This window comes from Streptomyces sp. DG1A-41 (assembly GCF_037055355.1).
Lineage (GTDB): Bacteria > Actinomycetota > Actinomycetes > Streptomycetales > Streptomycetaceae > Streptomyces.
Genome location: NZ_CP146350.1, coordinates 8,720,878 through 8,744,701, shown reverse-complemented (window position 1 = coordinate 8,744,701; position 23,824 = coordinate 8,720,878). Strand labels below are relative to the sequence as shown.

Genomic DNA, 23,824 nt, shown 5'->3' with positions numbered 1-23,824 from the left:
AACGGCGATCGGCACGGCGCTCCCCCGCCTCGCTGCCATATTCGAGAACCGCTTCGGAGGTGGTTGTGAGCACAGAGGTGACAGCACCCGGTCCGGGGGAATCGGCGACGCGCGCACCCGCGAGCACCGCGGAACGCGTCGCCGCCCTGGAGCGCCGTCGTGACCAGGCGGTGTCGCCGGGCGGGCCGCGCAGACGCGGGGAGTTCTCGGCCCGGGAGCGGATCGAGAGGCTCGTGGACAAGGACTCCTTCACGGAGACCGGCCTGTTCGTCCGGGCCCGGCCCGCCGGACACGATGCCCGCCGCCCCTACGGCGACGGGGTGATCACCGGGTACGGCACGGTCGACGGCCGCCCGGTGTGCGTGTTCGCCCAGGACTCCACGGTGTTCGGCGGCAGCATGGGCGAGGCCTTCGGCGAGAAGACCGTCGCGCTGATGGAGCTCGCCCTCAAGACCGGCTGCCCGGTGATCGGCCTCAACGACTCCGGCGGGGCCCGCATCCAGGAGGGTGTCGCCGCCCTCGCCCTCTACGCCGAGCTGGTGCGCCGCAACGTCAAGGCGTCCGGGGTGATCCCGCAGATCTCGGTCGTCCTGGGCCCGTGCGCGGGCGGCGCAGCGTACTCGCCGGCGATCACCGACTTCACGGTGATGGTGGACGGCGCCTCGCACATGTTCGTCACCGGCCCGGACGTCATCGAGACGGTCACCGGCGAACGCACCACGGCCGAGGAGCTGGGCGGCGCCCGCACCAGCAACACGGTCAACGGCAACGCCCACTTCCTGGCCGCCGACGAGGAGGACGCCCTCGACACCGTGCGCGACCTGCTGTCGTACCTCCCGGCCAACAACCTGGAACGGCCCCCGGAGTACGCCTCCGGGCACGCGCCGCCGGGGGCGCCGCTCGACGAGGTCGTCCCGGACCGGGTGGGCGAGGCCTACGACATGCGGGCGATCCTGCACGCGGTCGTCGACGACGGTGAACTGCTCCAGGTGCAGGAGCTGTTCGCGCCGAACATCATCTGCGCCCTGGCCCGGATCGAGGGCCGCTCGGTGGGCGTCGTCGCCAACCAGCCGCTGCACGCTGCCGGGGTTCTCGACATCGACGCCTCGGAGAAGGCGGCGCGGTTCGTGCGGTTCTGCGACGCGTTCGGCATCCCGCTGCTGACCTTCGCCGACGTGCCCGGGTATCTGTCCGGGGTACGGCAGGAGCAGGCCGGCATCATCCGGCGCGGCGCGAAGCTGCTGTACGCCTACGCCGAGGCGACCGTCCCCAAGGTCACGGTCGTGGTGCGCAAGGCCTACGGTGGCGGATACGCGGTGATGGGCTCCAAGCATCTGGGCGCCGACGTGAACCTCGCCTGGCCCACCGCCCGTATCGCCGTCATGGGTGCCGAGGGAGCCGTGGGCGTTCTGCACCGGCGTGAGCTCGCCGCGGCCGACGACCCCGAGGCGCTGCGAGCCCGCCTGCTCAGCGCGTACGAGCGCACCCACGGCACGCCCTATCTCGCCGCCGAGCGCGGCTATGTCGACGCCGTCATCGCGCCGCGCGAGACCCGGGAACAGATCTGCCGCGCGCTGCGCGCCCTGCGCGGCAAACGCGCGCCGATGCCGGAGCGCCGGCACGGCAACATCCCGCTGTGACCTCCCCGTTCGCGACCCGTAAGCCGATCCGTGCCATAGCCGATCCAGGCCGTACGCGATATGCGCCGTACGCCGATCCGCGCCGTGAGGAGCCCCGCCTGATGGACAGCCGCCGCCCCCCGCTCGCGCCCGTGTGCCCCACGCTGCCGGAGTACGTCCGGCACTGGGCCGAAACCACCCCGGACCGCAGGGCGTTCACCTTCGTCGAGCACCCGGCACCGCACTCGCGCGGCGTCCACCGCACCCTGACCTGGCGCCGCCTGGACGTACGGGTGCGGGCGCTGGCCGCGCGCCTCGCCGACCAGGCCGGGCCGGGGGACCGAATCGCGCTGCTGTGTCCGCAGGGCACGGAGTACGTGACCGCCTTCCTCGCGGCCCTGGCCGCCGGGCTGGTCGCCGTGCCGCTGTATCCGCCGGGCCTGTCCGGGCACGCGGACCGGCTCGCGGGTGTCCTGGCCGACGCGCGTCCCTCGGTCGTCGTGACCACGAGCCGCTGCCGGGACGAGGTGCGTGACCTCCTCGGCCCCGACGGGCCGCGGATCGTGGTGGCGGACCAGGTGGCCGACGAGGCCGCCCGCGACTGGCGGCCCGTCCCGACGGACGCCGAGGCGACCGCCTATCTCCAGTACACCTCCGGGTCGACCCGCGCCCCGGCGGGTGTGGAGATCAGCCACGGCAACGTCGTCGCCAACGCCCGCCAGGCGCTCACCGCCTACGGTGCCGACACCCGTCCGGTGACCTGCGTGGGCTGGCTGCCGCTCTACCACGACATGGGGCTGGTGCTCAGTGCCGCGGCCCCGGTGGTGCGCGGGGCGCTGTCGGTGCTCATGGACCCGGCCGCCTTCCTGCACGAGCCGGTGCGCTGGCTGCGGCTGCTCGCCGCGCATCCCAGCGCCGTGAGCGCCGCGCCCAACTTCGCCTACGACTACTGCGCCGCGAGCGTCTCCGAGGACCAGAAGGCGGGCCTGCGGCTGGACCGGGTGACCGCGCTGATCAACGGCAGCGAGCCGGTCCGGCCGGGCACGGCCGACCGTTTCCACGCCGCGTTCGCCGGGCAGGGCCTGGCACCGCAGACGCACTGCCCGTCGTACGGGCTGGCCGAGGCCACCGTGTTCGTCTGCGCGGCCCGGCCGGGTGAGCCGCTCAGCCGGTTCGCGCTGGACCGTGACGCCCTGGCCGCCGGGAAGGCCCTGCCGGCGCGGCCGGACGATCCCCGGGCGGTGCTGCTGGCGGGCTGTGGCACCCCGGCGGGCCAGCGGGTCCGTATCGCCGACCCGGTGACGCGGGCCCTGCTGTCGGAGGGCGAGGTCGGGGAGATCTGGGTGCAGGGGCCCAATGTCGGCCGGGGCTACTGGAGCCGGGGAGCGGAGGACGTCTTCGGCGCCGAGTTCGCGGACGCCGCGGCCGCTCCGGGCGGCTGGCTGCGGACGGGCGATCTGGGGACGGTGCTGGAGGGGCAGCTGGTCGTCACGGGGCGGCTGAAGGACCTGATCATCGTCGACGGCCGCAACCATTATCCGCAGGACGTCGAGGCGACGGCCCAGGAGGCGGACCCGGCGGTGCGCCGGGACCGGCTCGCGGCGTTCGCCGTGCCGGGCGGCGGCGGTGAGCGGGTGGTGATCGTGGCGGAGCACGCGCGGACCGCGCGCCTCGCCGAGCTCGACGTGCCGGCCGTGGTGCGGGCCGTGCGCGGTGCCGTGTCCGCCCGGCACGGGCTGCGGCTGGCCGACGTCGTCCTGGTGCCGCCGGGCACGGTGCCGCGTACCTCCAGCGGGAAGGTGTCGCGGGCGCTGACCCGGGCCCGGTATCTGGAGGGTGCGTACGGCGGGCAGGCCGGTGCGGCGACGGCGGGTGCCGCGGGATGAGGCCCCTCGACGAGGGCGCGCTGCGCCGCCTGATCGCCGAACGGGTGGCCGTCTGGTACGGCTCCTCTCCCGAGGACGTCCCCATGGACCGGCCGCTCGCCGACCTCGGCATGTCCTCGCGGGACGCGGTCGCCCTGGCCGGTGAGCTGTCCCGGGCGACGGGCCGCGAGCTGCCGACGACGCTGCTGTGGGAGACGCCCACCGGTCAGGCCCTGGTGGCGCGGCTGTGCGACGCGGAGGCCTCGGACGACTCGGGCGCCTCGGTCACCTCCCGAGCCAAGGCAGCGCCGTTGCCGCGAGCCGGACTGCCGCTCGGGACCGCCGAGCCGGTCGCCGTCGTCGGGGTCGGCTGCCGGCTGCCCGGCGGAGTGCACGGCCCGGACGGCTACTGGCGACTGATGAGCGAGGGCGTCGACGCGATCCGGAGCGTCCCGGAGGACCGCTGGCGCGACTTCACCGCCTTCCCGCCCGCCGACGCGCATCCGCACGGCGGCTATCTCGACGACATCGCCGGGTTCGACGCGGACTTCTTCCGCGTCACCCCGCGCGAGGCGGCGGTGATGGACCCCCAGCAGCGGATCCTGCTGGAGGTCGTCCACGAGGCACTCGACCACGCCGCCCTCCCGGCCGGGTCCCTGGCGGGCACCGCCACCGGGGTGTTCGTCGGGGTGTCGGCCCCCGAGTACGGGCAGCTCACAGGCGCCGATCCGGCCGCCGTCGATCCCTGGGCGCCCGCCGGTGGCGCCCTGAGCGTGACCGCCGGACGACTCGCCTACGTCCTGGACACGCGGGGGCCGAGCCTGGCCGTCGACACGGCCTGCTCGTCCTCGCTGGTCGCCGTGCACCACGCCTGTGTCAGCCTGCGCACGGGCGAGAGCGACACGGCGATCGCCGCCGGCGTCAACCTGCTGCTGTCGCCGGCCGTCACCGTCGCCTTCCGCAGAGCGGGCGCGCTCGCACCGGACGGGCGGTGCAAGCCGTTCTCGGCGGCGGCCGACGGCATCGGGCGCGGCGAGGGCTGCGCGGCCGTGATCCTGAAGCGGCTGTCCGACGCCGAGCGGGACGGCGACCGTGTGCTGGCCGTCATCCGGGCCACCGCCGTCAACTCCGACGGCCGCTCCAACGGCCTGATGGCGCCCAACCCGGCCGCTCAGCGGGCGCTGCTGGAGAGCGCGTACGCGCGGGCGGGGCTCGCCGCGGCGCAGGTCGACTACGTGGAGGCGCACGGCACCGGCACCCCGCTGGGCGACCCGATCGAGGCGGGCGCGCTCGGCGCGGTGCTCGGCGCGGGCCGCGACCCGGACCAGCCGCTGCTGCTGGGTTCGGTCAAGGGCAACCTGGGTCATCTGGAGTCGGCCGCGGGCATCGCGGGCCTGGTGAAGACCGTGCTGGCCCTGCACCACGACAGCATTCCGCCGTCCCTGCACTGCGCGGACGGCACGTCCCTCACCGATGAGCGGCTCAGGGTGGTGACCGAGCCGGAGCCCTGGCCCCGCTACGGCGGCACCGCCCTCGCGGGCGTCTCCGGGTTCGGCTTCGGCGGCACCAACGCCCATGTGGTGCTTGCGGAGGGACCGCCCGGCCTGGTCCCCGTACGGCAGGCCGAGGAGCCCGCCGCCCGTCTGTATGTGCTGTCCGACCTCGACGCCGGGCGCGTCCGCGACACGGCGGGCAGGCTCGCCGACTGGCTGCGCGAGAACACCGCACACCCCGCCGACGTGGCCCGGACCCTGGCCGGGCGCACCGGCCGCGGTCCCGTACGCGCCGCCGTGGTCGCCCGGGACCGCGCCCAACTCTTCGATGCGCTGCGCGCGTTGGCGGCGGGGCGGCCGGACGCGCGGGTGGTGACCGGTGACCGTGACCGGGTGGGGCACGGCACGGTGTGGGTCTTCTCCGGCTACGGCAGCCAGTGGCCGGGCATGGGCCGCCGGCTGCTGGCCGAGGAACCCGCGTTCGCCGCCGCCGTGCAGAAACTCGACCCGCAACTCGCCCCGGAGTGCGGCCTGTCCCTGTACGACCACCTGTCCTCCGGGGCCGGCCTCGACCGCCTGGACGTCGCCCAGCCCGTGCTGTTCGGGCTTCAGCTGGCACTCGCCGAGCTGTGGCGTTCGTACGGGGTCGAACCCGCGGCCGTGATCGGCCACTCCATGGGCGAGGTCGCGGCGGCGGTGTACGCGGGCGCGCTGGACGTGGCGGACGGGGCGCGTGTCATCGCCGTGCGGGCCCGGCTGCTGAGCGGGCTGAGCGGGGGCGCGATGGCCGTGGTGGACCTGGACGACGCCGAACTGGAGACCCTGGAGCGGGACTTCCCGGGTGTGCACGTCGCCGTGCACTCCTCGCCCCGGCAGAAGGTCGTCACGGGCGAGGAGACCGCGGTGGCCGGGCTGGTGCGCCGGCTGGAGAGGCAGGGCCGGGCGGCCCGGGTCATGCGGGTCGTCGGCGCCGGGCACTCGCCCCAGGTGGACCCGCTGCTGCCGGAGCTCGCCGCCGCGCTGTCCGGCATCCGGGGCAGGCGGCCGCGTGTCCCGGTGTACTCGACCGTCCTCGACGATCCGCGCGGTGGCTGCGTGTTCGACGCGGCCCACTGGGCGGCCAACCTCAGGCGGCCCGTCCGCCTGGACCGGGCGCTCGCGTCGGCCGCGGCCGACGGCCACACGGCGTTCGTCGAGATCTCGCCCCACCCGGTGCTGACGGGGGCCGTCGCCGACACCGTGCCCGGTGCCCTCGCCCTGGCCACCCTGCGCCGGGACGCCGACGGGGCGGAGGCGTTCGCCGGACAGTTGGGCGCCCTGTACGTGGCGGGCCAGCGGCTGCCCGTGCCGCCCGGCCGGGTCGTCGACCTGCCGGTGCCCCGGTGGCGGCACGTACGGCACTGGTGGACGGACGGCCGGGCCCGCACCGAGCCGGTGCCGGAGCCGGCGGAACCGCCCGCGGACGTGGCGGAGCCCTCGTCGGTCCTGGCCCGGCTGACCCACCACGTCGCCGCCGTCACCGGACACCCGGCCACCCGTGTCACGCCGGACACCGCCCTGGCCGACCTGGGCCTGGACTCGCTGATGGCCGTCCGTGTCCGCACGGCCGTGGAGCGCGAGTTCGGCATCGAACTCCCCCTGCGGGACCTGTTCGCCGCCGCCACCGTCGAGGACGCCGCCGCCCGGATCCAGCACGCCCTCCCCCGCGAGGACACCCCGCTGCGCCCGCTGCGCGCCACCGGTTCCCGGCCGCCGCTGTTCCTCGTCCACGCGGCCGGCGGCCCGGCCACCGTCTACCGGGCGCTCACCGAGCGGCTCGGGCAGGACCGGCCGGTGTACGGGCTGGAGCGGATCGAGGAGGCCCGGACCGTGGCGCAGAAGGCGCGCCGCTACGCCGAGGCGATCGCCGCCGCCCATCCCCACGGGCCCTGCCTGCTGGGCGGTTGGTCCTTCGGCGGCTTCGTCGCCCAGGAGACCGCGCGGCAGCTGACCGCCGCCGGACGGGACGTGCCGCTGGTCGTGCTCATCGACTCCGTACGCCCCCTTCCCCGGCCCGGCGTGACGCGCGCCGACCGGATCCGGGCGCATTTCGAGGGCTTCGCCGTCCATGTCGCCGACGCCTACGGCGCCCGGCTGGAGTTGCCGTACGACGAGCTCGTGGCCATGGACGACGACCGGGACCGCATCGACACCGTGCTGCGGGCGCTGCGCCAGGCGGCCGACGTGCCGCCCGCCGCGCTGGAGCACCAGCGCGACTCCTACCTGGACATGGGCATCGGGGAGGCGCACCGGCCCGGCCGCTACGACGAGCCGGTCGTCCTCTACCGGGCCACCGACCCCGCGCCCCACACCGTGCACGACCCGGCGTACGAACGGGACGACGAGGCGCTGGGCTGGGACGAGGTGTGCCCGCGCCTGGAGGTCGTGCCGGTGCCCGGTCACCATCTGTCGCTGCTCGATCCGCCGCACGTCGACGCGATCGCCGCCCACCTGAGCCGGGTGCTCGCCGAGCGGGCCCCCTGAACCAAAACCCTAGGAGCCGCCATGTCCGACCTGCCGCCGAAGCCCGCTGCCGGAGTGTCCCGGCGCACTGTCGCCAGAGCGACGGCCGCCGCCGGTCTCGCCGTCCTGTTCGGGGCCGCGAGCGGTACGGCCCGTGCCGGGGCCGCCACCCGGCTCGGGCCGCGCACGCTGGACGTGTCCTTGCCCTCCGCCGCGCTCGGCCGCAGCGCGCCGGTCCGGCTGATCCTGCCGTCGGACTTCGAGGCGCGGCCGGAGCGGACGTACCCCGTGCTGTATCTGCTGCACGGCGCCCACGACGACTACACGTCCTGGACCCGGGAGGCCGACATCGAGGCCTTCACCGAGGGCCGCGACCTGATCGTCGCGATGCCGGACGCGGGCCCCACCGGCATACCCAGCGTCTGGCGCGATGGCCCCGACTACGAGACGTTCCAGGTGAAGGAGGTGCCGGCGCTGCTCGCCCGGGACTACCGGGCCTCCGGCGTACGCGCGGTCGCCGGGGTCTCCACCGGCGGCTACGGCGCGATGGCCCACGCGGCCCGCCACCCCGGGGCGTTCAAGGCCGCGGCCTCCTACAGCGGTGTCCTCGACACCACCGCGCCCGGCGTTCCCGCCATCATGGACGCCATCGTGGCCCGCGAGAACCTGCCGGCCGCGTCCCTGTGGGGGCACCCGCTGCTGAACCTGCTGACCTGGCGGGACTTCAATCCGCGGGCCCGCGCCACGGGACTGCGCGGCACCGCCCTGTACGTCTCGCAGGGCAGCGGAGTGGGCGGCGGCAGCGGCGATCCGCTGCCCGGCGTGCTGGAGAGCGCCCTGTGGCCCTCGGCCCAGGGCTTCGCGCGCACGCTGTCCCTCCTGGGTATCCCGGCGACCACGCACCTCTACTCGGGAGGAGGACACGACTGGCCTTACTGGAAGCGGGAGTTCACCGCTTCGTGGCCGATGCTCGCCCAGGCCCTGGGCGTGCCGGAGTGACGGGGGTGCCGTCGGGGCACGGAACGGAGCGCAGGGGTCGTCCGTCCAACACAGGACTTCCCGCTCGTCCCAGCGGCAACAGCCCGCGGGTGAGCCGCTTCCGGCCGAAAGGAGTGCCCGTGATGGCTGTGCCCACCCCGCACGGCTTGCCGAACCGCCCTGATACGCCACCGGTGCCGCCCGATCTGGCGCAGCTGCTGCGCGCCCAGCTCGCGGCTGTCGCCGACCAGGTGGAGGAGGAGGTCCGCCGTGAGGTTCCCGAGTACGCGCGGCCCGCCGACGGGGCGTACGGCAGGAACCTGCGGGCCGGGGTGGTGCAGGCGCTGACCCTGTTCGTCGACCACATCGCCGACCCCAAGGACGACGGGGGCGCGATCGCGACGACGTACTACGAACTCGGGCGCGGTGAGGCCCTGGAGGGCCGCAGCCTGGACGCGTTGCAGTCCGCTCTGCGGGTCGGGGGGCTGCACGCCTGGCGGCTGATGGGTCGTACGGCGGAGGAACTCGGCCTGGACTCCACGGTCGTCGCGGCGCTCGGCGAGCTGGCGTTCCGGACCGTGCACGAGGTCGCCCAGGCGGCCGCGGCCGGCTATGCGGAGGCCCAGCTGCGCAGTTCGGACGAGCTGGAGCGGCGCCGCAAGCGGCTGCTCGACCTGCTGCTGGAGGACGGGCCGGTGGCGCTGGAGGCCGTGCAGGATCTGGCGCACAGCGCGCGCTGGGCGGTGCCCAGGACGGTCGCCGTGGTGGCGCTCGCGGCGGCGCCGGACCGGCAGGAGGAGGACCGGCCGCTGGCCGCGGCGGGCGCGCTGGTGGACATGGAGTCCCGGCCGCCGCGCATGCTGGTGCCCGACCCGGACGGCTCCGGCCGCTTCGGCCGGGCGTTCACACTCGCGCTGCGCGGCCGGCCCGCCGCGGTCGGCCCGACGGTCGCGGTCACCGACGCCGCGCAGTCTCTGCGCCTCGCCACTCGGGCGCTCGGGCTGATGGGACGCGGGATCCTCCCCCGCCAGGGCGTGGTGCGGTGCGCCGACCATCTGTCGACCCTGCTGCTGTACGGCGACGAGCCGCTGCTCGAACGGCTCCGGGAGCGGGTCCTCGCGCCGCTCGACACGGTCTCGGCCGGGCAGCGTGACCGGCTCGCCGAGACGCTGCTGGCGTGGCTGCTCAGCGGCAGCAACGTGCCCGACGTCGCCGTACGGCTGCACATCCACCCGCAGACGGTCCGCTACCGCCTGCGCCAGCTGGAGAAGCTGTTCGGTGATGCCCTGCACGATCCGGAAACCCGCCTCGACCTGATTCTCGCGCTGCGCGCGGAGTCACTGCGCACACCACAGAACTGAATGCCGGTACTCAATCGACGACAAAAAACCGCGGCGATTCCATAATCCAGTCCATAACACCTGGCCAAGGAAAGCGAATACGTTCGGGCCGTCCTTTTTCGCAGGCGCTCGATGCGCCTCACCTTCGGAGGATTCCCCCATGCGTATCCGTTTATGTCTCGCCGCGCTCTCGCTGGCCGGCGGGGCCGGACTTGCCACCCTCTCGGCTCCCCCGGCTGCGGCCGCGGCCTGCTCGGACGTCGAAGTCGTCGCGGCGCGCGGCACCTTCGAGCCGGGCACGCTCGGTTTCATCGTCGGTGACCCCGTGTATTCCGCACTGAAGAAGAAGGTGACGGGCAAAAGCCTGTCCAGCTACGCCGTGGACTACCCCGCCAACCTTTCCCTGACGTCTGCAGCGCAGGGCAACAGGGACCTGGTGAACCACGTGCAGAGCCAGGCCGCCGCCTGCCCGAATCAGCGGTTCGTTCTCGTCGGCTATTCGCAGGGCGCGAACGTCGTCGACAACTCGATCGGCATCAGCAGCGCGGGCGCGGTGGTCGGCAGCCCCATCGTGGCCACCCTGCCCGCGTCGGTCGAGCCTAAGGTCGCCGCGGTACTGCTGTTCGGCAACCCGATCCGGGCCATCGGCAAGAGCGTCACCGGCACGTACCAGAGCCGCACCCTGGACATCTGCGCCAAGGGTGACCCCGTCTGCGAGAGCGGCGGCGGCGACACCGGGGCACACCTGAGCTACCGCGACAACGCGGACGAAGCGGCGACGTTCGCCGCGGGCAGGCTCTGAGCCCCGGCAGCACACCGAAGGGCCCGGGAGGATCTCCTCCCGGGCCCCTTGCGCGTACTCGGAAGGTCAGCGCGGAGACTGCGCGAACCCGGCGAGGCTGGTGGAGACGACCTCGGGCCGTCCGTTGTTCTGGGTGGGCGCGGCGGTCAGTACGTCGAGGTGCTGGTAGCCGTCGGCGATCACGGGGTGGAGCTCGGCCGGGGCCCGGCCGGCCAGGAGTCCCTCACCGGCCAGGACGGTGAGCACCGGGTTGGCGGTGAGGCCTCCGGGGTGGACGACGAGCTTCTTCACCTGGGGCGAGCCGGACATCTCGATGTCGGTGACCAGCTTGGTCGGGAAGTACTGCTCGGTGAAGTCCAGCGGCTGCTCGGCCAGGCTGCGGGCCAGTTGCCGCACATCGGTGACCTCCTCGCCGGCGCCGGTGAACGGCGTGCCGTCGGCCGACTTGTAGCCGGGGTCGTCGGGGTCGCCGACGCGGTCGTAGTTGCGCCAGGTGTAGAGCGGTCCCTGCGGCCGGTCCGGGATGGCCTTGTACGCGGTGCCGTACAGCCCGGGCTGCCGCGCACCGCCGTTGGCCACGGGGAAGCTCTTGTCGGCGACCGGCCCGCCGTCGAAGAAGCCGACGCTGGTCTGGAGGAACGCCAGCGGCACGGAGTTGTCGTCCAGCAGCGCCCCGAGCACCGCGCCGTTGGTGAGCCGGAAGTCCTTCACGGCGGGCTTGCCGGTGAGGAAGGCGGCGGTGTCCTTGGAGAACAGGAAGCGGTGGGTGGTCTCGATGTTGAGGTTGGAGGGCAGGTAGCGCGGCAGGTCCGCCTCGGCGTCCGGGTCCTTGAGGGCGCCCATCCCCGCGATCCCGAGCAGGGTCATGGTCTCGGGGTTGAGCAGCACCGGCGCGGACAGCGTGCGGGGCAGCACCCCGCTGTCGAGCCCGGCCTGGATCACGCCGTAACCGAGGCCGATGTCGGGCAGGTTGGTGTCGTCCGGCAGGCTGCCGCGGAGGTCGGCCAGCGAGGTGGAGACGGTCGTGTCGAGGGCGAAGTAGCCGGCGCACTGGTTGTAGCCGGCGTCCGCCGTGGTGGCCCGGTCGCCGTCGAAGTCGGCGGCGGCGAAGTACCCGGTGATCACACCGCCCAGCGAGTGCCCACCGCACAGCACCTTTCGCTTGCGCTGCGCCTGGCCGGGCAACTCGGCGGCGAGCAGGTCGTACTGGTCGCGTACGGTCTGCTCGATCCCGAGCTTCGCCATCCATCCCAGTTCCGCGTTGCCGGCGAAGCCGCCGAAGGTCCGGCCGTCGACCTGCCTGCCGCGGTAGTAGTAGTCGACGGCGGTGTGCTGGTCGCCGGAGGCGATGCCGGTGCGGTCCTCCAGGCAGTTGGAGCGCCGGTCCAGCGCCCAGAACTCGATGTGCAGGCCCCGCTCGGCGGCTCGCGCCACGGTGTTGCGGGCCACGCTGTCGAACGCCCCGGCTCCTTCCAGGATGCCGGGCTGCGCGACGAGGATCCGGTCCGCGTCGGCCGCGGCGGCCGGACCGTCGGCGGAGCGGTAGCGCAGGTACGACAGCCAGTCGCAGGCGGCCGGACGCGGCCCGGCCGCCTTCGGCAGCGGCACCCTCACCCGCACCACCGACTCCGTCACCCCGGTCACCGGTGACGTCGACGCGACCGGCGTCTCGGTCCGCGCGCCGTCGGCCCGGGCACCCGGAGCGGCGGCCGTGAGCGTCCCGGCGGTCAGCAGCACCGCCAGTGCGGCACCGCGCCACTTCCCTCTTCTCGAAAGGTTCATGTCCATGCCATGGACGCTATGGCTGCGGCAGGGGAGCGCTCAGGGGGTGCTGATGAGAACTCAGTTTCCGGATCGCGCCTTGTCACCGGCGCACAGAGGCCCCTGCGCCTTGGGACTCGGAACCGGTGGGCCGGACCGGCGAACCCGGCCGACTCGTCCCGCTCAAGGCCCCCTGATGGGCCCGGCCGAGCTGCGAACCGGCGGTTTCGGGAGCATGGTGGGGCTATGGACGGTCAACCCCCTGTGGTCGTGCAGCCGCCCGCGTCGGACGGCGGACGGCTGGTGACCATCCACGGCGAGCGCATGGGCGTCGCCTACAGCCTCTTCGACGTGCTGGACCTGCTGCACCGCGAGGGCCTGCCCACCACCGACACGGCCGTCGACGACACCGAGCTGATCGAGTGGCGCGGCGGGGGCCCCTACGACTGGAACAACGGATCGTCCGACGAGGCCTGAGCCCTCGTGGGCCCCTTTCGCGAGGTCTCCTTTCCTGGGTCCTCTCACGTGCGAGGGTCACGTCTCAATGCGCTTCCGACACGGCCCCCGCTCCCCCGGCGCCAGCCGGGGGAGGCGGTCGCGGTGGGCGCAGCGCGGTTGACGGCGTCGACGGTCGTAGGGGCACACCGCGCCACCCCTGGCACCGCGCCGCTCGGCGAGCCGTTCTCGGTACCCGGCGTTACGCTGCGCGCACCTGACCCTCGGCCCCTTCAGGAGGTTCTCATGGTCTCGCGTCTCAACCCGTACCTGACCTTCAACGGCGACGCCCGGCAGGCGATGGAGTTCTACCAGGAGGTCTTCGGCGGCACCCTGACCCTCAACACCTACGGCGACTTCGGCCAGGCGGAGGCCCCGAACGCCGACAAGATCATGCACGGGATGCTGGAGACCCCCAGCGGCTTCACCCTGATGGGCGCCGACAACCCGCCGGGCATGGAGTCCGCGCCGGGCCAGCCCTTCTCGGTGAGCCTGAGCGGCGACGACGCCGAGCTGAGCGGCTACTGGGAGAGGCTGTCCGAGGGCGGCTCGGTGTCGGTACCGCTGGAGAAGCAGATGTGGGGCGACGTGTTCGGCATGTGCACGGACCGCTTCGGCGTCCCGTGGATGGTCAACATCAGCGCATCGGAGAGCTGAGCGGGACCGACCGGACGGTCAGGGACCTCCGCCCCGCGGGGCCGCCCGCACACACCGCGCACTGCCGGTGTGTGCGGGCGGCCCTGTTTTGCCGGAACGCCCTGTTTGTTGGAACGTCCTGACAAAGCTGTTGACATCACTCGAAGGCGCCCGCATAGTACCGGTCACTAGAGCGCGCTAGTGACGCGCTCCAGCTGCCTCCCCGGACCGGGCACGACCCGCTCTCCCCAGCACACCGAGGTGCACCCGACATGCGCAGACACCACAGATCCGCCGCCCTGACCACCGCCGTCCTCGTGGGCGCGCTGCTCGCCGCCGGCTGCTCCAGCGGCTCCGGCGGGAAGCGGTCCGAGACCGGCGGCACCGACGCCGCGGGCAAGGCCACCACCCCGAGGATGACCGTCGCCATGGTCACCCACGCGGCACCCGGCGACACCTTCTGGGACCTGATCCGCAAGGGCGCCCAGGCCGCTGCCGCGAAGGACAACATCAAGCTCGTCTACTCCAGCGACCCCGTCGCCGGAAACCAGGCCAACCTGGTGCAGAACGCCATCGACCAGAAGGTCGACGGCATCGCGCTCACCGCCGCCAAGCCCGACGCCATGAAGGCGGTCGTGGCCAAGGCCAAGGCGGCCGGCATCCCCGTCGTCGGCTTCAACTCCGGCCTGGACAACTGGAAGGAACTCGGCATGCTCGAGTACTTCGGCCAGGACGAGAACATCGCCGGCCAGGCATTCGGTGAGCGCCTCAACCAGCAGGGCGCCAAGCACGCCGTCTGTGTGATCCAGGAGCAGGGCCAGGTCGCGCTGGAAGCGCGCTGCGCCGGCCTGAAGAAGGGCTTCAAGGGCACGACGGAGAACGTCTACGTCAACGGCACCGACATGCCGTCCGTGAAGTCGACGCTGACCGCCAAGCTGCAGAAGGACTCCAGCATCGACCAGGTGGTCACCCTGGGCGCCCCGATCGCCCTGACGGCCGTGCAGTCGGTCAAGGACGCGGGGAGCAAGGCCAAGGTCGCCACCTTCGACCTCAACAAGGACCTCGTCGGCGCCATCCAGGGCGGCGACATCCAGTTCGCCGTCGACCAGCAGCCCTACCTCCAGGGCTACCTGGCCGTCGACGCGCTGTGGCTCTACAAGACGAACGGCAACGTCAGCGGCGGCGGCACCGCTCCCGTGCTCACCGGGCCGGCCTTCGTCACGAAGGACAACGTCGACAGTGTCGCCGAGTTCGCGAAGAAGGGAACGCGCTAGGGGGCGCCCTACGCCGGGGCGGGCCCGCTGGTCCCCCGCACCACCAGTCTGGGGTCCAGCACCGCCTCCCTCGGCGGCAGTTCCCCGTTCTCCAGCCGTTCGACGGCGAAGCGGACCGCGTGCTCGGCCATGAGGGACGCGTCCTGGCGGACGGTGGTCAGGCCGATCGGCATCAGGTGGGAAAGGTGGCTGTCGTCGTAGCCGACGACGGACAGGTCGCGCGGGACCTCGACGCCCGCCCGGGTCAGGGTCATCAGCAGCCCCATCGCGCAGCGGTCGTTGCCGGCGAGGACCGCCGTCGGCAGCGGCTGTCCGCTGTCGCGTTCGGCCAGCAGCAGCCGACCGGTCTCGATACCGGACTCCTCGGTGTGCTCACCGGGAAGCACCCGTGCCTGCGCCTGAAGCCCGTGGCGGCGCATCGCGGCACGGTAGGCACGCCGTCGCTCCGCCGAACCGGGACCGCGTCCGCCGTCGATGTGCACGATCCGGCGGTGCCCCAGCTCCACCAGGTGGTCCATGGCCTGCCGGACGCCCTTGCCCTCGGCGGAGTGCACGAAGTCGACATGGGCCTGGGGCACGCGGCGGCTGATCGAGACGGTGACCGTGCGCTCCCCGAGCTCGGCGAGGTAGGCGGGTTCGGCGTCCGGGCCGAGCAGGATCACCGCCTCGCAGCGGTGGCTGAGCAGCGCCTCGACCGCCTTGGCCTCGCTGCGGCCGTGGGTGGCCCCGGAGAGCAGGACGTCGTAGCCGAGCCGCTCGGCCTCGGGGTAGATGCCCGTGATGAGGTCCGTGTGGAAGGTCTGGTGCACGGTGAACATCACGCCGAGCGTGCGGCTGCGGCCACGGGCCAGCAGCCGGGCCGCGCTGTCGGGCCGGTAACCGATCTCGTCGGCCACGCGCAGGACCCGCTCCCGCGTCTCCCGGCTGGCCCCCGCCTGATTGCGGAAGATGATCGAGACGAGCGCGCGGGACACGCCCGCCTGCTCGGCGACGTCCGCCATCGTGGGCCGCTGCCTGCCCGATGCATCCACGTGTGAACCCACCCTCCGACGCCGACCACCTTACGGGGCGTCCCGCACGAGTCCGTGCGAGGTCCGTACGAGGACCCCGCAATCTCCCGGCAACAACCTATTGACATGACATTTGGACAGGGGCCATCGTACTCGAACTAGAGCGCGCTAGTAGAGCGCATCAGTTTCCGGCCCCCTTCCTCTCCCCGAAGGACTCTCACCATGGCAACGGCGCCAGCCCCGCTGCGTACGACCGTCGGCAACCTGTGCCTCGGCTCCGCCCCCGACTCCTGGGGCGTCTGGTTCCCCGAGGACGAGCACCAGGTGTCGTACACCCGTTTCCTCGACGAGCTGGTCCAGGCCGGGTACGAGTGGCTGGAGCTCGGCCCGTACGGCTACCTCCCCACCGACCCGCGGCGGCTGAAGGCCGAACTGGACGCCCGGGGGCTGAAGGTCTCCGGCGGTACCGCGTTCGGCGCGCTGCACCGGCCCGAGGCGTGGGACGAGATGCTCGCCCATGTCCGGCAGGTCGCCGCGCTGACCGCCGCCGCGGGGGCGCACCATCTCGTTTTCATCCCGCCGATGTACCGGGACGAGAAGACGGGCGCATTCACCGAGTCGCCCGAGCTGACCGCCGAGCAGTGGGCCGGGTTCGGCCGGGCCGCCGACCGGCTGGGCAAGCTGCTGCTGGAGGAGTACGACGTACGCCTGGTCGTCCATCCGCACGCCGACAGCCACATCCAGACGCAAGCGGAGATCGAGCGGCTGCTGAACGAATCCGACAGCCGGTACACGAACCTCTGCCTGGACACCGGGCATGTCGCGTACGGCGGTGGGGACAACCTCGATGTGATCCGCCGCTTCGGTGAGCGGGTCGGCTACGTGCACATCAAGCAGATGGACCCGGAGATCCTGGCGCAGGCCGCGGCCGAGGACCTGTCCTTCGGTGAGGCCGTGAAGCGCGGGGTGTGCGTGTCGCCGCCCGCCGGGGTGCCGAACCCGGCCGATGTGGTGGCCGAACTCGCCAAGCTCGACGCCGAGTTGTTCGTGATCGTCGAGCAGGACCTGTACCCGTGCGCTCCCGAGGTGCCGCTGCCGATCGCGGTCAGCACCCGTGAACACCTGGCCGGCTGCGGCCTGTCGGGTACCCGGCGCCCGAACATCGACAGGTAAGGAGCGGCCATGGCCGTCAGGGACGACACGACACCTGCCCCCATCCCCTCCCCCGCCACCGCCGTCGCGGACAACGCCCCTCCGGCGGTCAGGCGGCGGCTGAGGATGATCACCATCATCGCCACGTTCGGTGGTCTGCTCTTCGGCTACGACACCGGCGTCATCAACGGCGCTCTGCCCTACATGACCGACGACCTCGGCCTGACCCCGGTCACCGAGGGCATGGTCACCAGCTCGCTGCTGCTGGGTGCCGCGCTGGGCGCGGTGACCGGCGGCCGGTTGTCCGACGCGCGCGGCAGGCGGCGCAACATCCTGCTGCTGGCCGTGCTGTTCTTCGTCGGCGCGCTCGGCTGCACGCTCGCCCCCACGACCGAGGTGATGATCGTGGCGCGGTTCGTGCTCGGTCTCGCGGTCGGCGGCGCGTCGGTGACCGTGCCGGTGTATCTCGCGGAGGTGTCACCCGCCGAGCGACGGGGTGCTCTCGTCACCCGCAACGAGCTGATGATCGTCAGCGGTCAGCTGCTGGCCTTCACGTCCAACGCGATCATCGCCCAGGTCGGCGGCGAGTCCGGTGGCGTGTGGCGCTGGATGCTGGTCATCGCCACGCTGCCGGCCGTGGTGCTCTGGTTCGGCATGCTGGTGATGCCGGAGAGCCCGCGTTGGCTGGCCTCCCGGAGCCGCTTCGGGGAGGCCCTCGAAGTCCTCAGGCAGGTGCGGTCGCAGGCCCGGGCCGAGGCCGAGCTGAAGGAGGTGTCCGCGCTCGCCGTCAAGGACGAGCAGGCGAAGCTCGGCGGCTGGCAGGACATGAAGGGCACGCCGTGGGTGCGGAAACTGATGTTGGTCGGGTTCGGCATCGCGATCGTGCAGCAGATCACCGGCGTCAACACGATCATGTACTACGGCACGCAGATCCTCACCGACGCCGGTTTCGCCGCCGACAGCGCGCTGACGGCGAACATCGCCAACGGCGTGATCTCGGTGCTGGCCACCTTCGTCGGCATCTGGCTGCTGGGCCGGGTACCGCGCCGCCCGATGCTGATGACCGGTCAGGCCGGTACGACCGTCGCCCTGTTGCTGATCGGTGTCCTCTCCCTGGTGCTGCCCTCGGGTGACGCACGGGCGTTCGCGGTGCTCGCCATGACGGTCACGTTCCTCGCCTTCCAGCAAGGCGCGATCTCCCCGGTGACCTGGCTGATGCTGTCGGAGATCTTCCCGATGCGGATGCGCGGCTTCGGCATGGGGATCGCGGCCGTGGTGCTGTGGCTGACCAACTTCGTGATCGGACTAATCTTCCCGTCCCTGGTCTCCGGGATCGGGATCTCCAACACCTTCTTCCTGTTCGTGGGGGCGGGCGTGCTGTCCCTCACCTTCGTCAAGCTCTACGTCCCCGAGACCAAGGGCCGCACCCTCGAGACCCTCGAGGCCGAGCTCCGGACCCGCTTCTCCTGACCCTCCCTGTGAAGGAAACGACCATGACCGTACGTGTAGGCGTCATCGGCGCCGGAATGATCGGCCAGGACCACATCCGACGGCTCACCGAGGTCGTCACCGGGGCATCCGTCACGGCCGTGACCGACCTCGACGCCGGCCGCGCCGCCGAGGTGGCGGCCCGGGCCGGTGCCGCCGCGCTGCCCACCGGCGCGGATCTGATCGCCTCCCTGGACGTGGACGCCGTCCTCGTCACCTCCTGGGGTCCGACCCACGCCGAGCACGTCCTGGGCGCGATCGCGGCCGGCAAGCCGGTGTTCTGCGAGAAACCCCTGGCCACGACCGCCGAGGACTGTCTGCGGATCGTCGAGGCCGAGCGGGCGCACGGCCGCCGCCTGGTCCAGGTCGGCTTCATGCGCCGCTTCGACCCCGGCTACCGCCAGATGAAGGAGGTCCTGTCGTCCGGCTCGCTCGGGGCCCCGCTCATCGTGCACTGCGCCCACCGCAACCCGACCGTGCCGGAGTCGTACCACTCCGCCATGGCCGCCCAGGACACGGCCGTGCACGAGATCGACGTGCTGCGCTGGCTCCTCGACGACGAGATCGTCTCCGCGCAGGTGGTCACCCCCCGCGCCACGAGCAAGCGGTTCGCGCATCTGAAGGACCCGCAGATCATGGTCTTCGAGACGTCCGAGGGCGTCCGGATCGACCTGGAGGTCTTCGTCAACTGCCAGTACGGCTACGACATCCAGTGCGAGGTCGTCGGCGAGGACGGCCTGGTCCGCCTGCCCGACCCGGCGGCCGTCGGGATCCGCACCGCCGCCCGGCACGGCACGGGTGTGCTCCAGGACTGGAAGGACCGGTTCGCGGAGGCCTTCGACACCGAGTTCCGCGAGTGGGTCACCGCCGTGGCCGCCGGCACCGAGCCCACCGGCCCGTCCGCCTGGGACGGTTACGCCGCCACCGTCATCACCGACGCCGCCGTCCGGTCCCTGGAGACCGGCGGCGAAAGAGTCAGCGTCGACATGAAGCCCCGCCCCGCGTTCTACGGAGGCATCGCGTGAAGATCGCCCTCGACCCCTACATGTTCCGTGCCCTGCCGCTCGACGAGATGGTGCGCACGGTCGCCGAACTCGGCTACGAGTACATCGAGTTGTCGCCGCGCGCGGACTTCATGCCGTTCTTCCTGCACCCGCGTGCGGACGACGCGCGGGTGGCGGAGCTGAAGCAGTCACTGCGCCGGCACGGTGTGCGGCTGTCCTCGGTGCTGCCGCTGTACAAGTGGTCCTCGCCGGACGAGACCGAGCGGCAGGCCGCCGTCCGCTACTGGAAGCGGATGATCGAGATCACCGTCGAGCTCGAATGCCCGCTGATGAACTCGGAGTTCAACGGCCGACCCGAGCGCGCCGCCGAGAGCGAGGCCGCCTTCTGGCGCTCGCTGGAGGAACTGCTGCCGGTGTTCGAGCGCGAAGGCATCGCTCTGAACCTGGAGGCGCACCCGGACGACTTCTGCGAGGAGAACACTCCCGCCGTCGATCTCGTCCGCGCGATCAACAAGCCGTGGGTGAACTACCTGTACTGTGCCCCGCACTCGTTCCACCTCTCCGGGGCCTCAAAGGTCGGCGCCGACATCGCGGCGATGATGCGCTACGCCGGCGACAAGCTCCAGCACGTGCACATCGCGGATTCCTTCAACCACAAGGGCTCGTCCGGCCTGCGCTACATCCTCAACCCGCCGGGCACGCCGGCCCGTATCCACCAGCACCTCGACATCGGCCAGGGCGAGGTCGACTGGGACGCCTTCTTCGGCACGCTGCGCGAGCTGGGTTTCGACGGTGTCGCCACGTCCTGTGTCTTCGCCTGGGAGGAGCGGGCCCGGGAGTCGTCTGCGTTCATGCTGGACCGCATCCGCAAGGAGCTCCCCGCGTAAAACTTCCGGCCGGGGCCCGCACTGCGGGAGGGTCCCGGCCGGAGCCCCTGTCAGGAACTCGTGAGGACGACGAGCTGCCGGGTCGCCCGGGTCATCGCGACATAGTGGTCGACCGCTCCCTCGGTGCCGGTGCCGAAGTCCTGCGGGTCGACGAGGACGACCAGGTCGAACTCCAGCCCCTTCGACAGCTCCGGGGTCAGCGAACGGACCCGGGGCGAAGCCGGCCGGAACGCGGGATCGCCGATCACACAGGCGATCCCGTCCGCGTGGGCGGCGAGCCAGGTGTCGAGGACCGAGTGCAGCTCCGCGGCCGATCCGCGCGCGACGGGAACGCCACTGCTGCGGATCGAGACCGGCACGTTGGCGTCCGGCAGCGCGGCCCGGATGACCTGCTCGGCCTCCGCCATGACCTCCTCCGGCGTCCGGTAGTTGATGCTCAGCGAGGCCAGGTCGACCCGGTCGAACCCGACCCGCTCCAGCCGTTCCCGCCACGACTCCGTGAACCCGTGCCGGGCCTGGGCACGGTCCCCGACGATGGTGAAGCTGCGGGACGGGCAGCGCAGCAGCAGCATCTGCCACTCCGCGTCGGTCAGTTCCTGGGCCTCGTCCACGACGATGTGCACGAACGGGCCGGCGAGCCGTTCCGGGTCGGCGGTGGGCAGGGCGCTCTCGTCGACCAGGGAATTGCGCATGTCCTGCCCGTGCAGCATGACGAGCACGCCTTCGCCGTCGTCGTAGCTGTGGGCCTCCAGCAAATCGTCGATGACGTCGGCCATGCGCTCGCGCTGGGCGGCGACGGCGGCCTCCTGCCGGCGCTTGCGCCGTGAGGCCGCCGGGTCGCCGAGCCGCTGCCGTGCCGCGTCCAGCAGCGGCAGGTCGGAGACCGTCCAGGCCTGGGGTTCTCCGCGTTGCAGCGTGCGCACCTCGTCGCGGCTGAGCCAGGGAGCGCACATCCGCAGGTAGGCCGGCACCGACCAGAGGTCCCCGACGAGGTCGGTCGCTTCGAGGATCGGCCAGGCGCGGTCGAAGGCCGTGAGCAACTCCCGGTCCTGTGCGAGCGATGTGCGCAGCAGGGCCGCCGCGACCTCGCCCTCGTGCTTGTCCACGAGGATCGTGAGCAGTTCCTCCCAGACCTGGTCGCGGGCCTCGTTGTGCGGCGTGCCGGGTTCCGCCGCCTCGAACGCCACGGCCCAGTCGGCGGCGCTCAGGCGGATGTCGGACCAGTGGGTCGTGACCGTCATGGCCTCGGTGGGCGGTTCCTCGTAGAACCGGACGGCCTTCTCGATCGCCCGCACCATGTCCGCGGACGACTTCAGCCGGGCCACGTCCGGGTCGGTCTCCTCCCCCGCCGTCGCTCCCTCGTCGACGAGGTCCCGCAGGACGCAGGTCTGTACGCCCTCCTCGCCGAGGCTGGGCAGGACGTCGGAGACGTAGGACAGGTAGGGCCGGTGCGGGCCGACGAACAGCACGCCGCCCCGGCGGTGCTGCCCGAGGCGCGGATCGGAGTAGAGGAGGTAGGCGGCGCGGTGCAGGGCGACGACGGTCTTGCCGGTGCCCGGGCCGCCGTCGACGACGAGGGCGCCGCGGGAACCGGCGCGGATGATGGCGTCCTGGTCGGCCTGGATGGTGCCGAGCACGTCCCGCATCCGGGGCGAACGGTTGGTGCCCAGGCTGGCGATGAAGGCGGACTGGTCGTCGAGGGCGGCGTGCCCGTCGAAGGCGTCGGCGGTGAACACCTCGTCCCAGTAGTCGCTGACCCGGCCGCCGGTCCAGCGGTACCGGCGACGGCTGGCGAGCCCCATCGGGTTGGCGTGGGTGGCCCCGAAGAACGGCTCGGCCGCGGGGGATCGCCAGTCGACCAGCAGCCGGCGCCCCTCGCTGTCCGTGAGGCCGAGCCGTCCCACGTAGACGGGCTCGGAGCCGTCGGTGGCGACCATGTGCCCGAGGCACAGGTCGAGTCCGAAGCGGCGCAGTGCGCGCAGCCGCGCGGTGAGCCGGTGGATCTCGGCGTCCCTGTCCATCGCCTGCCGTCCCTTGCCGCCGGGCGCCTTGCGCTCGGCTTCGAGACGGTCGGACAGTTCGGCGATCGACTGCTCCAGGCAGTCGGCGATGGCGGCGAAGTGCCGCTCGTCCGCGGCGATCAGCGCCGGTGCGGCTTTGTGCGCGAGGCGGTCGGGAAGATCGAACGCGCTCATGGTCAGAGGGGTCACGTCATGCTCCCGTTTCCGCAGGTCCTGGGCTCAGGCCGGACAGTTTGCGGGAGACAGGGGGCCTTGCCGCAAGACCCCCTGTGTGTTATAGCTTGAGAGTGGCAAGGAGAGGACTCCTTGCCCTTCTTGTTTCGGTCGCCCGTTGTCCATGCCGGACGTGGCGTCAGCCGTCCATGTCGAACCGGGGTTTCCTCGGTCCGGGTGCGCTTGACCTCGAAGAAGCCCACAACCGTGGCCATCATCAGAAGGCCGTCCCAGAACGCCCGGCGCTCTCCCCGGTGGGAGCTGGGGAGACGACCGGCCCGAAGAAGCCCACCCGTTCGCCACCAGGCCCGGCGACGGACACCACCGGGGTACCGACGTCGCCACCGGCCAGGGCGACGGCCCGGGCGTGCGAGGACCGGATCGCCTCGTCGTACGCGGTGGACTCGGCGACCTCGGCGATCTCCTCCGGCAGCCCGGCATCCGCCAGGGCCGCCGTGAGGTTCCCCCAGTCACCGTGCAGGTGGAAGCGGGTGCCCATCGCCGTGAAGAGCTCACCGAGCGCCTGCCGGCCGAACCGCTCCTCCACCGCCGCGCACACGCGCACCGGCGCCCCCATGTAGTCTTCCCACTCGCCCTCGGGGTTGTCGTCCCGGTGCTCGTTGAGCACCGACAGACTCATCACCCGCCAGCGGACGGCCACCGGCCGCACCTTGGTCACCTCGACCATCCACCGCGAACTGATCCACGTGTACGGGCAGACGGGGTCGAACCAGAAGTCCACGGTCCGGACTTCGGACATCGCATCTCCGCACTCTCGATCGTCATGTCCCTTTAGGGTGATAAGCCTTGCAGAGGGCGGGCTGCCGGGATCTCTGCACGGTCAGACTGGAGGGGTTAGGAACGTGGGGACGCCGCGAAACAGGAAAGCAGACACCAACGCGGTACTACGTCACGCCAGAAAGTCCCAGCCCTCACCGAAGGAACCAGCGTCAGATCGCACGAGTGTGTTCCGCAGCAAGACCTTTTGGGCGGGAGTCGTCAGTGCCGTGGTGTCTGGCGCTGGCGTCGTTGTATGGCAATCCGGGTGGGGCTGGTTCCAGGAAGAGATCGCGGGCCCGCCAGAACTCAAGGTGTACGCAACGGATGTCCTCGGATGCGGTCCAAGATATTTTGATCAGCCGATCGGTTCACTACAGAAGCGCGCAACCGAAGTCAGGTCGAAGGGCGGCGTACATATACCGACCACGGACGACCCCGTAGTGCTTCACACCACGCTGCAAGGCGAGTCGGGGCAGGCCATCGTCGTGACCGGCGCCGAGGTGA

Annotated in this window: 16 protein-coding genes and 1 pseudogene; 13 read left to right on the top strand and 4 right to left on the bottom strand. The window is 72.1% G+C overall.

Annotated elements, in window-relative coordinates:
* The first annotated feature begins 77 nt into the window (after positions 1-77).
* From V8690_RS40425 to V8690_RS40400, 6 genes are all read left to right on the top strand, one after another.
* Complete coding sequence (locus V8690_RS40425) at positions 78-1,640, top strand: acyl-CoA carboxylase subunit beta (protein WP_338784976.1); 1,563 nt, start codon at positions 78-80, stop codon at positions 1,638-1,640.
* Positions 1,641-1,741: 101 nt separating this feature from the next.
* Positions 1,742-3,505, top strand: a complete 1,764-nt coding sequence (locus V8690_RS40420) for a fatty acyl-AMP ligase (RefSeq protein WP_338785643.1) — start codon at positions 1,742-1,744, stop codon at positions 3,503-3,505.
* Complete coding sequence (locus V8690_RS40415; RefSeq protein WP_338784975.1) at positions 3,502-7,500, top strand: type I polyketide synthase; 3,999 nt, start codon at positions 3,502-3,504, stop codon at positions 7,498-7,500. Before V8690_RS40420 ends, V8690_RS40415 begins: the two co-directional genes overlap by 4 nt.
* Positions 7,501-7,521: 21 nt before the next feature.
* Complete coding sequence (locus V8690_RS40410; protein WP_338784974.1) at positions 7,522-8,478, top strand: alpha/beta hydrolase family protein; 957 nt, start codon at positions 7,522-7,524, stop codon at positions 8,476-8,478.
* Positions 8,479-8,600: 122 nt separating this feature from the next.
* The gene (locus V8690_RS40405; protein ID WP_338784973.1) at positions 8,601-9,818 is read left to right on the top strand and encodes a helix-turn-helix domain-containing protein; all 1,218 of its coding nucleotides are present in this window, start codon (positions 8,601-8,603) and stop codon (positions 9,816-9,818) included.
* A gap of 139 nt (positions 9,819-9,957) precedes the next feature.
* Complete coding sequence (locus tag V8690_RS40400) at positions 9,958-10,599, top strand: cutinase family protein (protein ID WP_338784972.1); 642 nt, start codon at positions 9,958-9,960, stop codon at positions 10,597-10,599.
* Between the two features lie 66 nt (positions 10,600-10,665).
* On the opposite strand, the gene V8690_RS40395 is transcribed toward V8690_RS40400, so the two are convergent.
* Complete coding sequence (locus V8690_RS40395; protein ID WP_338784971.1) at positions 10,666-12,387, bottom strand: hypothetical protein; 1,722 nt, start codon at positions 12,385-12,387, stop codon at positions 10,666-10,668.
* A 219-nt stretch (positions 12,388-12,606) separates the two neighbouring features.
* Here V8690_RS40395 and V8690_RS40390 point away from each other — a divergent pair, with 219 nt between their 5' ends.
* The 3 genes from V8690_RS40390 to V8690_RS40380 all read left to right on the top strand — a co-directional run bounded on the left by V8690_RS40390 (position 12,607) and on the right by V8690_RS40380 (position 14,765).
* Positions 12,607-12,837, top strand: a complete 231-nt coding sequence (locus V8690_RS40390; protein ID WP_029181052.1) for a hypothetical protein — start codon at positions 12,607-12,609, stop codon at positions 12,835-12,837.
* Between the two features lie 264 nt (positions 12,838-13,101).
* On the top strand, positions 13,102-13,512 hold the full coding sequence (locus V8690_RS40385) for a VOC family protein (protein ID WP_338784969.1): 411 nt from the start codon (positions 13,102-13,104) through the stop codon (positions 13,510-13,512).
* Between the two features lie 251 nt (positions 13,513-13,763).
* Positions 13,764-14,765, top strand: coding sequence for a substrate-binding domain-containing protein (locus V8690_RS40380; protein ID WP_338784968.1), 1,002 nt, complete (start codon positions 13,764-13,766; stop codon positions 14,763-14,765).
* An 8-nt stretch (positions 14,766-14,773) separates the two neighbouring features.
* Here V8690_RS40380 and V8690_RS40375 read toward each other — a convergent pair whose 3' ends face one another.
* Entirely contained in the window at positions 14,774-15,766 is a 993-nt protein-coding gene (locus tag V8690_RS40375) for a LacI family DNA-binding transcriptional regulator (RefSeq protein ID WP_338785642.1), read from the bottom strand.
* 231 nt (positions 15,767-15,997) lie between these two features.
* On the opposite strand from V8690_RS40375, the gene V8690_RS40370 reads away from it, so the two are divergent.
* From V8690_RS40370 to V8690_RS40355, 4 genes are read left to right on the top strand one after another with little or no spacing between them, the layout of a single operon-like run.
* Positions 15,998-16,948, top strand: a complete 951-nt coding sequence (locus V8690_RS40370) for a TIM barrel protein (RefSeq protein WP_338784967.1) — start codon at positions 15,998-16,000, stop codon at positions 16,946-16,948.
* A 9-nt stretch (positions 16,949-16,957) separates the two neighbouring features.
* On the top strand, positions 16,958-18,397 hold the full coding sequence (locus V8690_RS40365) for a sugar porter family MFS transporter (protein WP_338784966.1): 1,440 nt from the start codon (positions 16,958-16,960) through the stop codon (positions 18,395-18,397).
* 23 nt (positions 18,398-18,420) lie between these two features.
* Complete coding sequence (locus tag V8690_RS40360; protein WP_338784965.1) at positions 18,421-19,440, top strand: Gfo/Idh/MocA family oxidoreductase; 1,020 nt, start codon at positions 18,421-18,423, stop codon at positions 19,438-19,440.
* Positions 19,437-20,306, top strand: coding sequence for a sugar phosphate isomerase/epimerase (locus V8690_RS40355; RefSeq protein WP_338784964.1), 870 nt, complete (start codon positions 19,437-19,439; stop codon positions 20,304-20,306). The genes V8690_RS40360 and V8690_RS40355 overlap by 4 nt, the downstream gene beginning before the upstream one ends.
* Before the next feature lie 50 nt (positions 20,307-20,356).
* On the opposite strand, the gene helR is transcribed toward V8690_RS40355, so the two are convergent.
* On the bottom strand, positions 20,357-22,516 hold the full coding sequence (gene helR / locus V8690_RS40350; protein WP_338784963.1) for an RNA polymerase recycling motor ATPase HelR: 2,160 nt from the start codon (positions 22,514-22,516) through the stop codon (positions 20,357-20,359).
* 188 nt (positions 22,517-22,704) lie between these two features.
* Positions 22,705-23,300: pseudogene (locus tag V8690_RS40345) on the bottom strand (DsbA family protein); the annotation flags it as partial.
* Positions 23,301-23,824: the final 524 nt, after the last annotated feature.

Coding starts and splice junctions, on each gene's coding strand:
- V8690_RS40420 (WP_338785643.1), top strand. CDS start 1,742: ATGGACAGCCGCCGCCCCCCGCTCGCGCCCGTGTGCCCCACGCTGCCG.
- V8690_RS40415 (WP_338784975.1), top strand. CDS start 3,502: ATGAGGCCCCTCGACGAGGGCGCGCTGCGCCGCCTGATCGCCGAACGG.
- V8690_RS40410 (WP_338784974.1), top strand. CDS start 7,522: ATGTCCGACCTGCCGCCGAAGCCCGCTGCCGGAGTGTCCCGGCGCACT.
- V8690_RS40405 (WP_338784973.1), top strand. CDS start 8,601: ATGGCTGTGCCCACCCCGCACGGCTTGCCGAACCGCCCTGATACGCCA.
- V8690_RS40400 (WP_338784972.1), top strand. CDS start 9,958: ATGCGTATCCGTTTATGTCTCGCCGCGCTCTCGCTGGCCGGCGGGGCC.
- V8690_RS40395 (WP_338784971.1), bottom strand. CDS start 12,387: ATGGACATGAACCTTTCGAGAAGAGGGAAGTGGCGCGGTGCCGCACTG.
- V8690_RS40390 (WP_029181052.1), top strand. CDS start 12,607: ATGGACGGTCAACCCCCTGTGGTCGTGCAGCCGCCCGCGTCGGACGGC.
- V8690_RS40385 (WP_338784969.1), top strand. CDS start 13,102: ATGGTCTCGCGTCTCAACCCGTACCTGACCTTCAACGGCGACGCCCGG.
- V8690_RS40380 (WP_338784968.1), top strand. CDS start 13,764: ATGCGCAGACACCACAGATCCGCCGCCCTGACCACCGCCGTCCTCGTG.
- V8690_RS40375 (WP_338785642.1), bottom strand. CDS start 15,766: ATGGCGGACGTCGCCGAGCAGGCGGGCGTGTCCCGCGCGCTCGTCTCG.
- V8690_RS40370 (WP_338784967.1), top strand. CDS start 15,998: ATGGCAACGGCGCCAGCCCCGCTGCGTACGACCGTCGGCAACCTGTGC.
- V8690_RS40365 (WP_338784966.1), top strand. CDS start 16,958: ATGGCCGTCAGGGACGACACGACACCTGCCCCCATCCCCTCCCCCGCC.
- V8690_RS40360 (WP_338784965.1), top strand. CDS start 18,421: ATGACCGTACGTGTAGGCGTCATCGGCGCCGGAATGATCGGCCAGGAC.